We start from the raw sequence: 13,214 nt of genomic DNA, 5'->3' as shown, positions 1-13,214 counted from the left end.
TTGAGCGGCTTCTTCATGTTCTGATAATCGATAGATTAAAGAACGTCAATTGCATTCAGGTCAGCAAACGCTTTTTCCAGACGGGCAATCATAGATTCCTGACCGGCACGTAGCCATACGCGTGGGTCATAGTATTTTTTGTTTGGTGCATCAGGACCAGTTGGGTTACCAATCTGACCTTGCAGGTAATCGTGGTTTTTCGCTTCGTAGCCACGAATACCATCCCATGTAGCCCACTGAGTATCAGTATCGATGTTCATTTTGATAACACCGTAAGAGATAGATTCCTGAATTTCTGCTTCACTTGAACCTGAACCACCGTGGAATACAAAGTTCAGAGATTTTTCAGGAAGATTGAATTTTTCTGATACGTATTTCTGAGAATCACGAAGGATTGTTGGAGTCAGAACAACGTTACCTGGTTTGTATACACCGTGTACGTTACCGAAAGAAGCTGCAATAGTGAAACGAGGGCTTACTGCAATCAGTTTTTCGTAAGCGTATGCTACGTCTTCAGGAGAAGTATACAGCTCAGAATCATCCATATCTGAATTATCTACGCCATCTTCTTCACCACCGGTACAACCCAGTTCAAGTTCCAGAGTCATGCCCATTTTAGACATGCGTTCCAGATACTTAACACAAGTTTCTACGTTTTCTTCTAATGATTCTTCAGAAAGATCCAGCATATGAGAAGAGAATAAAGGCTTACCAGTTTCAGCGAAATGTTTTTCACCGGCATCAAGAAGTCCATCGATCCAAGGCAGAAGTTTTTTAGCCGCGTGGTCAGTGTGTAGAATCACTGGCACACCGTAAGCTTCTGCAACAGCGTGAACGTGTTTAGCACCAGAAATTGCGCCAAGAACCTGAGCTCCCTGACCTTCCAGTTTAACGCCTTTACCTGCGAAGAAAGCCGCACCACCGTTAGAGAACTGAACGATAACCGGTGACTTAACTTTTGCAGCCGCTTCAAGAACAGCGTTTACAGAGTCAGTACCTACACAGTTAACTGCAGGAATTGCAAAGTTGTTTTCTTTAGCAACTTCAAATACTTTCTGTACGTCATCACCAGTGATAACACCTGGTTTTACGAAATCAAAAACCTTAGACATGGGTTGATCCTATTTTCTGTCGTTTTATAAATAAAACTCGTTAAATAACAAATATGCAAACACCCCTGTTTGCCGTGCTGAAAGTTTAGCAAATAAACCAACAATGTGCAGCAAACATGATAGGCGAGCGGGAGTCAAAAGACTCCCGCTGTGTATAATTAAGCTTTCGCGCGTGCTTCCAGCATTTCAACCGCAGGAAGGACTTTTCCTTCAACAAATTCAAGGAAAGCACCACCACCGGTAGAGATGTAAGATACATCTGCTTTAATGCCAAACTTATCAATCGCGGCAAGTGTGTCACCGCCACCGGCAACTGAGAAGCCTTCAGATGATGCAATCGCTTCGGAAATACCTTTGGTACCGGCTTCGAAGTTTTTGAATTCAAAAACACCGACTGGGCCATTCCACAGGATAGTTTTCGCATCTTTAAGAATATCAGCCAAAACTTTTGTTGAATCAGGACCAAGGTCGAAAATCATGTCGTCGTCCTGAACGTCTTCCACTTTTTTGATTTCAGCTTCAGCGTTTTCGTCAAATGCTTTTGCACAGGCAACATCAGTTGCAACCGGAATCGAACATTCAGTCATCAGTTTCTTAGCAGTACCCACTAAGTCTGCTTCATACAGGGATTTACCCACGTTGTGACCTGCCGCTGCAATAAAGGTATTGGCAATACCGCCGCCAACAACCAACTGATCAGCCACTTTAGACAAAGATTCTAAAACGGTCAGTTTTGTTGATACTTTTGAACCACCAACAATAGCAACCATTGGACGGGCTGGTTTGTCCATCGCTTTAGCCAGTGCTTCCAGTTCGTTAGCAAGAAGAGGACCGGCACATGCAACAGGAGCATTCATACCAACACCATGAGTTGAAGCCTGCGCACGGTGAGCTGTACCGAATGCATCCATAACGAACACATCACAAAGTGCTGCATACTTTTTAGAAAGGGCTTCGTCGTTTTTCTTTTCACCTTTGTTAAAACGTACGTTTTCAAGAACAACCACTTCACCGGCGTTTAATTCTAATCCGTCAAGATAATCCTGAGCCAGTTTAACGTCACAATCCAAGGCATTGTTCAGGTAATCAACAACCGGTTTAAGAGAGAACTCTTCTGCGTACTCACCTTCGGTCGGGCGGCCTAAGTGTGAAGTTACCATTACTTTTGCGCCGGCAGCCAGACAATGCTTAATCGTTGGCAGAGATGCAAGGATACGGGCATCCGAAGTTACTTTGCCTTCTTTTACCGGCACGTTCAGGTCAGCACGGATAAATACTCGTTTACCGGCCAGATCCAGGTCAGTCATCTTGATCACAGACATGTTTAGTCCTCTCAAATAGTCATTAAAAGTTTTAGACGCCCGGCTACCCTGCCGGGCTTATAAATTTACGTTACTGCTGTTATAACTTGGGGCAATTTTATTTATTTCAACACTAAAAATAAATAAACCCACCCGACCGAAGCCTACTCTGCTTTTGCTGAACTCATCGCAATTGCAGTGTCTAACATTCGGTTTGCAAATCCCCATTCATTATCACACCAAACCAGCATTTTAACCAAATGCCCGTTACTTACCCGGGTCTGGCTTCCATCCACAATGGCACTATGGGAATCGTGATTAAAATCGATGGAAACTAAAGGCTCTTCGGTATAATCGACAATGTCACGTAATGTACACTGAGATGCCTCTACTATGGTTTGATTTACGTCAGAAACTTTCACATTTGACTTAATCGTGACGCTTAAGTCCATCGCGGTAACGTTGATTGTCGGTACCCGAACGGAAATCGCTTCGAATTTATTTGAAAACTTAGGAAAGATTCTTTCAATTCCCAGATGCAATTTGGTATCAACAGGAATAATAGACTGACTTGCTGAACGCGTCCTTCGCAAATCTCCATGATAAGCGTCGATGACCTGCTGATCATTCATCGATGAATGAATACTGGTAATGGTGCCGGAATCAATACCAAATGACTCATCGAGCACTTTAATAATCGGCACAATGCAGTTTGTGGTACACGACCCGTTAGACACAATCTTATGTTCCGGCAGAAGTGTATTATGGTTAACACCATAGATAATGGTATTGTCCAGGTCCCGGCTTCCCGGATGGGAGAATAAAACTTTTTCTGCCCCGGCACCTATATGTTCAAGACCATCGTCCCGGCATCCGAACACACCGGTACAATCAAGTACAATGTCCACGCCTAAATCTTCCCAGGGCAGCAATTTAATTTCTGACATGTGAAGAAGCCGTACAGAATCGAATTCTCCATCCTCATGATGAATATAAAGATGCTCCTGATTGTGGCTGACTTTTTTAAAAAAGCGCCCATGCGTCGAATCATATTGTAACAAGTGGGCCATCGCTTCTGCTTTTGCCAGCTCATTAACCGCAACCACTTTTATTTGCTGATTTTTACCACTTTCATAAACGGCCCGTAATACATTGCGTCCGATGCGTCCGAAACCATTAATCGCAACTCTTAACATCTTTACTTCTCATTTTTCTATTTTCCCTAACATCGGCGGTATCTTATCACTAATACTTACGGAATGAGACATTGCTGACCGATATTTCGTTGACTATATTGAATAAATTACCAGCAATTATTCTATCGATTTCAGCGATGATGAATGGTTTATTCGAAACGTTTACCAGAGTGCCCTTCCCTTCTTACAAAGAACTGACAAGAGCAACGCTCATTCTCTGGCTTCTGTTGTTCTGTGGACTGATTTACAAGCATTTCCCTGATGTTCTGGCCATGGATTTAAAAGATAACGATGACTTCATGCGTTATGTTCAGTTCACAACCTGGCTTAAGAACGGTCATTGGTATCTCGAACCGATACCACAGTTTAACCCGCAGGATGGGGTTCTGTTTCACTGGTCCAGAGTCCCGGACTTTTTACTGGCCGGCATCACACTTTTATGCCATCTGTTTCTGCCGGAGAAAATGTCGGAAGCGATAGCCATGTCCGCCGTTCCGCCTTTGTACTTCGTGATTTTTTTATTTGCCATCGGGACATTTACCTACCGGATTTTCGGTCCTCAATACACTTTTACTGCCGTTGTGTTTGCCTTCGCATCCATGGTGATTGGTAAATTTCTACCGGGTTCTATTGATCATCACAACATTCAACTCATGCTTGCTGCTCTGTTTCTGACTCAAACGCCATTCCACCGTTATGAATGCAAAAAGAAAAACCATGCCATGCTACAAGGCATAATACTGGGTGTGTCTTTCTGGGTGGGTATTGAAAACATCATCTTTTTTGTTTCCATACTGACTATGCTGACCCTATTTGGCTATTTTCACTCTCTCCGCTATCTCTTCTATGTTCAGCGCCTTTGTGCCAGTGCCATCATATCTTGTGCAGTTTTTATTCCTCTGAACCGTCCTGTCAGCGAATATTTTTCCAGTCGCGTAGATAGCCTCTCAATCGCTTATCTCGTTTCTTTATGCTGTGGATATCTGTTCTGCCGGCTCTCAGTTTACGTTTTAAAACAATATAAAAAAAATCGCGTTCTTGTGTATCTGCTAATTGGACTCCTTTCTGTTTTTCCCATTATTTTGTGGTATCCGGAAATCATTCTGGGGGTTTACTATCAATATCCGCCTGAACTGAACCGGTTTTGGCTCTCACATGTCATCGAAGCAAAATCGACGCTCGATTACATGTCTTCTGATGGCATACTGAACGATAAAAATTACATCCTTCCTTTACTACCGGCCTTTTTATCGATTCTTTTTATACACAGAAAAGACACCCTATTCTTCGTGTATATCCTATTCCTTGTTTTAGCCATTCCTTTTATTTTCTGGCAGATACGAACCAATAATATTACGCTTCTGATTGCCATTCCTCTGCAGGCATTTTTTGTCATCCGCTGTTGTTCACGGTTCCATTCAGCCATATTAAAGATACTGACAACACTGCTATTAAGCCCGCTGATTCTGGCCCTGTTATTTAGCTATCTGAATGACATTCTGAAAGACGAGTCTCCAGCAGTTACCAAAAGTTTAACGGGGTCAGAAATTATCGCCCTGATAAACAGGCACCATATTTCCAACGGCAAAATCCTCGCTCCACTGGACTATGGAGCCAAAATCATCGCGTTAACCAACAATCAGGTGATTGCTGCCCCTTATCATCGCAACATCCGGGGAAACCGGCTTGCAGTTCAGTTATTCACATCCACCAATCAGCCAGCCTGTTATCAGAAATTAAAAGCCAATCACATAAATTACATTATGTTCGGCCCGTACTCTGCCAGCCGGATATTTAGCATCTATTCTGATAAAGACGCACTTATCAATCAGTTGTATAACGGTCATATTCCACCCTGGCTAACATTAATAGAACACACTGAAAATGGATTTTTCCTGTTTAAGGTGAATAACAATGACGGTAGACAATCTTAGTTCCTTAAAAATAGCGGTTTTACTCCCCTGTTATAACGAAGAAGGTGCTATTGCGAATACCATCACCGGATTTCAAACCGTTCTTCCACAAAGCGTTATTTACGTTTACGACAATAATTCAACAGACAATACTATCCTGGAAGCCCGTCATGCAGGTGCAATCGTCAGAAAAGAGCCGAATCAGGGTAAGGGAGAAGTGGTCCGGCGAATGTTTGCTGATGTTGAGGCCGATATCTATATCATGGCTGACGGTGATGCCACTTATGATCCTCAGGCCGCACCATTACTGATTCAAACCCTGATCGACAATCAGCTTGATATGGTGGTCGGTACCCGTTCCGTTAGCCAGAAGGCTTACCCCACCGGACATATTTTAGGAAATATCGCTTTTTCAAATCTCATCAATAAATTTTTTAATGCATCACTGCAAGATGTCTTTTCCGGCTACCGGGTTATGAGCCGGCGTTTCGTAAAAACCATTCCGGTACTCAGCAGTGGATTTGAAATCGAAACGGAACTCACCGTCCATGCCCTACACCATAAATTTCCCATGCTTGAGGTTCCGACCACTTACCATGCCAGGCCGGAAGGAACCACGAGCAAACTGAATACGTTTTCCGATGGATTCAGGATACTAAGTTTTATTTTCTTTTTGATAAGAGACGTGAAACCCTTGCTATTTTTTGCTTCAGCCTCTTTCGTCCTTTCCATGATTTCATTATCTCTGGGAATCCCGGTTATCATTGAATTTATTGAAACCGGGTTAGTGGCCCGGTTTCCGACTGCAATACTGGCCAGCAGCATCGGCATTATTGCCATTCTTTCGCTATTTACCGGATTGATTCTGGATAATGTCAGCCGGGGGAGAGTCGAAACCAAACTGCTTCACTATCTGAATCGACACTGACTCCGGCATCACCGGATAATTCCGATAGAAAAGAAAATGTTCAGTGACGATTCTGACTATGGATACGTATTGCATTAATGTACCCAACAGAGTTCAGTGTATCTTTTTGATTGCCTGATATCCGGGTATCGTCCCCATCTAATACAATATCGAACGGCTGACCATCGCACATAGCCGACACTTTTGACCTTTCATCGCCTCTCGCGTGGAAAACACACCGGGAGCTGACCGGATGACTTATCGGGAAAATAGCCCCCTGATATGGGTCATAACATTGGCGTCCTTTAATTGCATTCGTGATACCGGGTAAAACATCGGTTTGCTGAAAAATATTACCGATCACTGCCTGTTTTTTATTCCAGACGATAAACATAGGAACACGACTGACCGACAACCGGCCGGATTCAGACTGCTCTTTAGGGGTTATCGGTGTCATTGCCCGGTGATCACTCATCACAACAATCATGTTGTCCGAGTCTCGGGATAATTTTTTTACTATCCCGGAAAGTTGTCTGTCTGCATATCTGAACGCAAACTCTTCTGATCGTTTTATCTCATCGCCTTCAGGATAATAGAATGGCTGATGCGTATTAACATTTTCAACAACAACAAAATGTCCCGATGAATTCTCGAACAGACTGTATACTTTTTTGTATAACACTTCGTCCGACACCGAACTAAATGGAAAGCGCCTTTCCTCTTTATCAAACGATTCATTGCCGATGATATTCTGAAAATGCAGTAATTTCAGCCAATCTCTTTTTTGTAAAAAGCTCAAATCGCCAGAAGTAATAAAAGTTGTCTGATAACCCAACTCCGATAATATTTCCGGATACGATTTATCAAACTTAATGGAACTTAATCCTAAGGCTCCATTAGTCCCATACTTGTCTTTATAAGGGATAACCGGCGCACCGGTCAGTAACGCATACAAACCAGATTCGGTGGAGAATCCATTAGAATAAAACTGCCGGAAAGCAATATTCTGATTAGCAATCATATCTAATTCAGGTGTCCAGTTGTTATTACCACCATAAAAAAGGCTATGGTAATTAGACCAGGATTCAAACACGAAAATGATAATATTTTTAGGTTTTATTGGCTCTTCAGGAAAACAAAGCGGGGTTCTGACAAAACGGAACGAAGATTGGAATCCTTCTGTATACGCCTTGTTATAAGTCATGTTTATGTTGACAAGTAAATAATTTTTAAAAAAAGGACTTCTTACTGATGAATCAACATTATAACGACAACCGAGAATAAAGAAAAAAAGAAATAGTACTATTCTCTTTTTTATATTATCAATCTGATAGTGTGATTTAAAAACAAAAATAAAACTTAACAGAAAAAATAAAAGGACAAAAATAAATATTTCCACATTAAATAACGAAAAATCTAATTCACGCCAAAACTTATGAACATCATAAAAATACAATCTGGTGTTAAATGCGTATATCAAGCCAAAATCAAGCAAATAAAAAAGGAGAAGTGCTACAACAATGCCCTTAACAAACCGGGATAAATACACATTTAAAAGGAATGATAAGTAAAACAAAATAAAACTTAATGATAAAATTACACTATCACTGACAGCAATATTTAAATAACTGTTAGAGTCATCATGAAACAGTAATGATCCTAGAAAGACAATCTTTACAAGATAAGTCAGAACAAAAATAATTAATATCATAAGAGTCTCAAAATTTAAGTCCTCTGATTTTCAGTCTGTTTACAGACGCATACTAATCATTATTGTTTATACATAAAATAATTCCACCGTTCTCCGCTAATAACTTTGGATAACGTCAAATCCTGCTTATTCGTGTTATCCGTGTATAAAAAAGCCAGGTATAAATACCCGGCTTTCAAATTCGACAATAAACAGCGTATTACGCTAATACTTCATTGGCTGTCTTAACAACATTTTCAACAGTGAAGCCAAACTGTTTAAACAGTTCACCGGCTGGTGCAGATTCACCGAACGTCATCATACCAATCACTTTACCGCCAAAGCCCACGTATTTGTACCAGATATCCGCAATACCGGCTTCAATAGCAATACGGGCAGTAACGTCAGAAGGAAGTACAGACTCTCGGTAAGCGGCGTCCTGCTTATCAAAAATATCCGTTGACGGCATAGAAACAACACGGACTTTTTTGCCTTCTTTCTCAAGTTCTGCAGCAGCATTAACGGCCAGCTCAACTTCTGAGCCCGTTGCAATCAGAATCAGTTCTGGTTTGCCGGCGCAGTCTTTCAGTATATAAGCACCTTTTGCAATACTGGCTAACTGTTCTGCATTACGTTCCTGCTGAGCCAGATTCTGACGCGAGAAGATCATTGCTGTCGGACCATCTTTGCGTTCAATCGCAAATTTCCAGGCAGCCGCAGATTCAACCTGATCGCAAGGACGCCAGGTGCTCATATTCGGTGTTACACGCAATGAGGCCATCTGTTCAACCGGCTGGTGAGTCGGACCATCTTCACCTAATCCGATGGAATCGTGCGTATAAACCTGAATATTCTGAATTTTCATCAGGGCCGCCATACGCATCGCATTACGTGCGTATTCCATAAACATCAGGAAGGTTGCGCCATAAGGAACAAAGCCACCATGTAATGCAATACCATTAATGATAGCCGTCATGGCGAATTCACGGACACCGTAGTGAATATAGTTACCGGAAAAATCTTCAGAGGTTAATGACTTCGAGCCAGACCACATTGTCAGGTTTGAAGGCGCCAGATCCGCAGAACCACCCAAGAATTCAGGCAGTAACTTACCAAACGCCTCCAATGCGTTCTGAGACGCTTTACGAGAAGCAATGTTTGCAGGGTTTGCCTGCAGTTCAGCAATCACTTTTGATGACGCTTCTTCCCAAACTTCAGGTAACTCACCGGAAATACGACGTTTAAATTCTGCCGCGAGTTCAGGATATGCAGCTTCATAAGCTGAGAATTTTTCATTCCATACTGATTCTTTTTCCGCACCGGCAGTTTTCGCATCCCATGCAGCATAAACATCATCAGGAACTTCAAACGGGCCATATTCCCAGCCAAGGAAGGCTTTCGCCGCTTTAATTTCATCATCACCTAAAGGCGCACCATGACTCTCGTGAGAACCGGCTTTATTTGGAGAACCAAAACCAATGATGGTTTTCGTACAAATCAGCGTTGGACGGGTCAAATCGGATTTCGCAGTTTCAATTGCTTTATTAATGGCTTCAACGTCATGCCCATCGACAGCCGGAATAACCTGCCAGCCATAAGCTTCAAAGCGCTTTGGTGTATCATCCGTAAACCAACCGTCTACATCGCCATCGATTGAGATACCATTGTCATCCCAGAAGGCAATCAATTTACCCAGTCCCAGAGTACCGGCAAGCGAACTGGCTTCATGGGAAATGCCTTCCATAAGACAACCGTCCCCAAGAAATGCGTACGTGAAATGATCAACAATGTCATGACCATCACGGTTAAACTGAGCCGCTAATGTTTTTTCGGCAATGGCCATACCAACCGCATTGGTGATTCCCTGCCCTAAAGGTCCGGTCGTTGTTTCAACACCTGCTGTATAACCATATTCAGGGTGACCCGGGGTTTTAGAATGAAGCTGACGGAAGTTTTTTAAATCATCAATCGAAAGATCATAACCGGTCAGATGAAGTAAAGAATAAAGCAGCATCGAACCATGACCATTCGATAAGACAAAACGGTCACGATCAACCCATTTCGGGTTAGCCGGATTATGATTTAAATGAGAACGCCAAAGAACTTCAGCAATATCGGCCATGCCCATTGGGGCACCAGGGTGGCCAGAGTTAGCTTTTTGCACTCCATCCATGCTTAGTGCACGGATAGCATTTGCAAGACGTTTGTCAGATGACATTTGAGCTCCTAAAGTCAAATCAGAGTATGGTCAGAAAAATTGCCGCTATTGTCGCAAAGCCGACAGAGCTGTGCAAACGATTACTACCTTTTGATAGTAATTACGCCTCAAAAATAAATAGAACCCATTAAAACCGTGAATATTTAGCCGGAAAAAATGGAATTTAATGTTCAAAAATTAACTTACATCAAAAAATGCTTGTAATCTGAGGGCTAAAAATTAGAATAGACGTCTAGATGTAAATACCCCTATTTAACAAGGGGCGCACAAATTTTTGAACAGCAAGACTCTTAAGACTTGCTTAAAACCTGAGTGGAGCAATTATGGCTAAGCATTTGTTTACCTCCGAATCGGTGTCAGAAGGACATCCAGATAAAATTGCCGATCAGATTTCTGATGCGGTTTTAGACGCTATCATTGAACAGGATCCAAAAGCACGGGTTGCCTGTGAAACCTACGTAAAAACGGGCATGGTAATGGTCGGCGGTGAAGTCACAACCTCTGCTTGGGTCGATATTGAACAACTAACACGTGATACCGTGCGTGAAATTGGTTATACCGGCTCTGAAATGGGCTTTGATGCCGATTCCTGTGCAATTTTAAATACCATCGGTAAACAGTCACCAGATATTAATCAGGGCGTAGACAAAGCGGATCCGAAAGATCAGGGCGCGGGTGATCAGGGCATTATGTTCGGCTACGCAACGAATGAAACCGACGTATTAATGCCGGCTCCAATCACTTATTCGCACCGCCTGGTTCAAAAACAATCCGAAGTTCGTAAAAACGGTACACTTCCCTGGTTACGTCCTGATGCGAAATCTCAGGTAACGTTCCAGTATGATGAAGGCAAAATTGTCGGCATCGATGCGGTGGTTCTTTCCACTCAGCATGCCGATTCCATCTCAACGCCGGATTTACGTGAAGCCGTAATGGAAGAGATCATCAAACCGGTTTTACCGGCTGAATGGCTGACAAAAGAAACCAAATATTTTATCAACCCAACCGGCCGTTTTGTTATCGGCGGACCAATGGGTGACTGCGGTCTGACCGGCCGGAAAATCATTGTTGATACTTATGGTGGCGCAGCCCGTCATGGTGGTGGTGCTTTCTCTGGTAAAGACCCTTCAAAAGTTGACCGCTCTGCTGCTTACGCAGCCCGTTATGTTGCGAAAAACATTGTGGCAGCAGGTCTTGCCGATCGATGTGAAATTCAGCTCTCTTATGCCATCGGTATTGCTGAGCCAACATCAATCATGGTTGAGACATTCGGAACGGAAAAAGTCTCTCATAGCATCATCGTTGAAGCCGTAAGACAGCATTTTGATCTTCGCCCTTATGGTCTTCAGGAAATGTTAAATCTGCTTCGTCCAATCTATAAAAAAACAGCCGCTTATGGCCACTTTGGACGTAATGAATTCCCTTGGGAAGCAACTGATAAGGCTGCTCTACTGAGAGATTTCGCCGGGTTAAAATAATTTTTTAAGCCGGAAATTGAAAAATTCAGGCCCTTGCCACAACGGTAAGGGCTTTTTTGTTAAGATTCAGACATGATAAACGATGAACAATTGCTGAATGCAGCAACGGATACTCTGAAAAAATGCCTGTCGACGGCGAATCGCCATTTTTCAGTCTCCTACCCGCTACCTGAGATCAATTTTCGTCTGCGTGGGAAAAGCGCGGGGAAAGCCTATCTTCAGAAGAATGAAATTCGCTTAAACAAACGTCTATTCAGTGATAATTATCAGGCATTCATCGATGAGGTAATACCCCATGAGCTCGCTCATCTTGTTGCGTTTCAGTACTTTGGCAAAGTGAAACCCCACGGAAAAGAATGGAAATACATCATGTCGGAAGTCTTCGGAAGTCCTGCCCGGGCAACCCATCAGTTTGATGTCTCAGCCGTTGCCGGAAAACAGTTTACTTACCAATGCCATTGCAGCACTCATCTGTTAAGTATCCGAAGACACAATAATGTTCAGAGAGGAAAAGCCGAATACCGTTGCCGTCGCTGTCTGACCCCACTTATATACATAAAAGAATAACTAATCGATAACTAATTTAGACCAGCTCTTGCAATTTGAGACTTAAATGCCCATCTTAAGGCTAGTAAAAATTTATCATCAGTCAGAGAATTAACATGCGTATTCCCCGTTTATTTCATCCTTCACCCATCGGAGATTTACAGCAAACCGAATTGAGTGATGATGCAGCCGGACACATTGCCAGGGTTCTTCGTATGCAACAGGGGCAACCAGTCATACTGTTTGATGGCACGGGATACGAGTATACCGCCACTATTTCAGACATCACGAAGAAACAGGTTTCGGTCAGCATAGATGAAGTAAGGCTCAAAAATATTGAATCGCCCCTTAACCTTCATCTGGGACAGGTAATTTCCCGCGGTGATAAGATGGAATTTACCATTCAGAAATCCGTCGAGCTGGGCATTAATACCATCACCCCTTTGCTATCAGAACGTTGTGGTGTCAAACTGGATGTAAAACGTTTTGAAAAAAAACACAACCAGTGGCAAAAAATTGCGATTGCTGCCTGCGAACAATGCGGACGCAATGTCATTCCTGAAATCCGCCCGGTGATGCCACTGGAGAAATGGTGCGCAGAACAAACGGATGCGCTCAAATTAAACCTTCATCCAAGAGCAAAATATTCGATCAATACGCTTCCTGAGCCTGTCAGCCGCATTCGGCTACTGATTGGACCGGAAGGTGGATTATCCGAAGAAGAAATCATAATGACTGAAAAGTATCAATTTGAAGAGATACTATTGGGTCCAAGAGTCCTGAGAACTGAAACTGCGGCTTTAACCGCAATTACTGCATTACAGGTACGTTTTGGTGACTTAGGCTAAAGGGA

Annotated in this window: 10 protein-coding genes; 5 read left to right on the top strand and 5 right to left on the bottom strand. The window is 42.7% G+C overall.

Annotated features, from left to right (window positions below):
- Positions 1-35 precede the first annotated feature (35 nt).
- The 3 genes from fbaA to epd all read right to left on the bottom strand — a co-directional run bounded on the left by fbaA (position 36) and on the right by epd (position 3,609).
- Positions 36-1,112: a class II fructose-bisphosphate aldolase gene (fbaA, locus tag LRQ06_RS09700; protein ID WP_232766136.1), complete on the bottom strand. Its 1,077-nt coding sequence runs from the start codon at positions 1,110-1,112 to the stop codon at positions 36-38.
- Between the two features lie 158 nt (positions 1,113-1,270).
- Positions 1,271-2,434 carry a phosphoglycerate kinase gene (locus tag LRQ06_RS09695; protein WP_232766135.1) on the bottom strand — a complete coding sequence of 388 codons (1,164 nt, stop codon included), beginning with the start codon at positions 2,432-2,434 and terminating at the stop codon, positions 1,271-1,273.
- Positions 2,435-2,577: 143 nt separating this feature from the next.
- Positions 2,578-3,609 (bottom strand): erythrose-4-phosphate dehydrogenase, encoded by a 1,032-nt coding sequence (epd, locus tag LRQ06_RS09690; protein ID WP_232766134.1) that lies wholly within the window; start codon positions 3,607-3,609, stop codon positions 2,578-2,580.
- A gap of 71 nt (positions 3,610-3,680) precedes the next feature.
- Between epd and LRQ06_RS09685 the strand changes: the two genes are divergently transcribed.
- Both LRQ06_RS09685 and LRQ06_RS09680 read left to right on the top strand, forming a co-directional pair.
- Positions 3,681-5,543 carry a hypothetical protein gene (locus tag LRQ06_RS09685; RefSeq protein WP_232766133.1) on the top strand — a complete coding sequence of 621 codons (1,863 nt, stop codon included), beginning with the start codon at positions 3,681-3,683 and terminating at the stop codon, positions 5,541-5,543.
- Positions 5,524-6,450: a glycosyltransferase family 2 protein gene (locus LRQ06_RS09680; protein ID WP_232766132.1), complete on the top strand. Its 927-nt coding sequence runs from the start codon at positions 5,524-5,526 to the stop codon at positions 6,448-6,450. The genes LRQ06_RS09685 and LRQ06_RS09680 overlap by 20 nt, the downstream gene beginning before the upstream one ends.
- Before the next feature lie 40 nt (positions 6,451-6,490).
- Here the strand turns inward: LRQ06_RS09680 and LRQ06_RS09675 are convergent, their stop codons facing one another.
- Together LRQ06_RS09675 and tkt are read right to left on the bottom strand one after the other, a co-directional pair.
- Entirely contained in the window at positions 6,491-7,633 is a 1,143-nt protein-coding gene (locus tag LRQ06_RS09675) for an LTA synthase family protein (RefSeq protein WP_232766131.1), read from the bottom strand.
- A 706-nt stretch (positions 7,634-8,339) separates the two neighbouring features.
- On the bottom strand, positions 8,340-10,337 hold the full coding sequence (tkt, locus tag LRQ06_RS09670; RefSeq protein WP_232766130.1) for a transketolase: 1,998 nt from the start codon (positions 10,335-10,337) through the stop codon (positions 8,340-8,342).
- Positions 10,338-10,660: 323 nt separating this feature from the next.
- On the opposite strand from tkt, the gene metK reads away from it, so the two are divergent.
- The 3 genes from metK to rsmE all read left to right on the top strand — a co-directional run bounded on the left by metK (position 10,661) and on the right by rsmE (position 13,209).
- Complete coding sequence (gene metK / locus LRQ06_RS09665) at positions 10,661-11,815, top strand: methionine adenosyltransferase (protein WP_232766129.1); 1,155 nt, start codon at positions 10,661-10,663, stop codon at positions 11,813-11,815.
- A 72-nt stretch (positions 11,816-11,887) separates the two neighbouring features.
- Complete coding sequence (locus LRQ06_RS09660) at positions 11,888-12,382, top strand: SprT family zinc-dependent metalloprotease (protein ID WP_232766128.1); 495 nt, start codon at positions 11,888-11,890, stop codon at positions 12,380-12,382.
- A 95-nt stretch (positions 12,383-12,477) separates the two neighbouring features.
- A complete protein-coding gene (rsmE, locus tag LRQ06_RS09655) occupies positions 12,478-13,209 on the top strand; it encodes a 16S rRNA (uracil(1498)-N(3))-methyltransferase (protein ID WP_232766127.1) in 732 nt (243 codons plus the stop codon).
- Positions 13,210-13,214: the final 5 nt, after the last annotated feature.

This window comes from Vibrio salinus (assembly GCF_021272385.1).
In the GTDB taxonomy this organism is placed as follows: Bacteria; Pseudomonadota; Gammaproteobacteria; order Enterobacterales; family Vibrionaceae; genus Vibrio; species Vibrio salinus.
This window is presented reverse-complemented; position numbering and strand designations above follow the sequence as displayed.

Bases quoted from the DNA above. Each gene is read 5' to 3' on its own strand.
- fbaA (WP_232766136.1), bottom strand. From the start codon at position 1,112: ATGTCTAAGGTTTTTGATTTCGTAAAACCAGGTGTTATCACTGGTGAT.
- LRQ06_RS09695 (WP_232766135.1), bottom strand. From the start codon at position 2,434: ATGTCTGTGATCAAGATGACTGACCTGGATCTGGCCGGTAAACGAGTA.
- epd (WP_232766134.1), bottom strand. From the start codon at position 3,609: ATGTTAAGAGTTGCGATTAATGGTTTCGGACGCATCGGACGCAATGTA.
- LRQ06_RS09680 (WP_232766132.1), top strand. From the start codon at position 5,524: ATGACGGTAGACAATCTTAGTTCCTTAAAAATAGCGGTTTTACTCCCC.
- LRQ06_RS09675 (WP_232766131.1), bottom strand. From the start codon at position 7,633: ATGACTTATAACAAGGCGTATACAGAAGGATTCCAATCTTCGTTCCGT.
- tkt (WP_232766130.1), bottom strand. From the start codon at position 10,337: ATGTCATCTGACAAACGTCTTGCAAATGCTATCCGTGCACTAAGCATG.
- metK (WP_232766129.1), top strand. From the start codon at position 10,661: ATGGCTAAGCATTTGTTTACCTCCGAATCGGTGTCAGAAGGACATCCA.
- LRQ06_RS09660 (WP_232766128.1), top strand. From the start codon at position 11,888: ATGATAAACGATGAACAATTGCTGAATGCAGCAACGGATACTCTGAAA.
- rsmE (WP_232766127.1), top strand. From the start codon at position 12,478: ATGCGTATTCCCCGTTTATTTCATCCTTCACCCATCGGAGATTTACAG.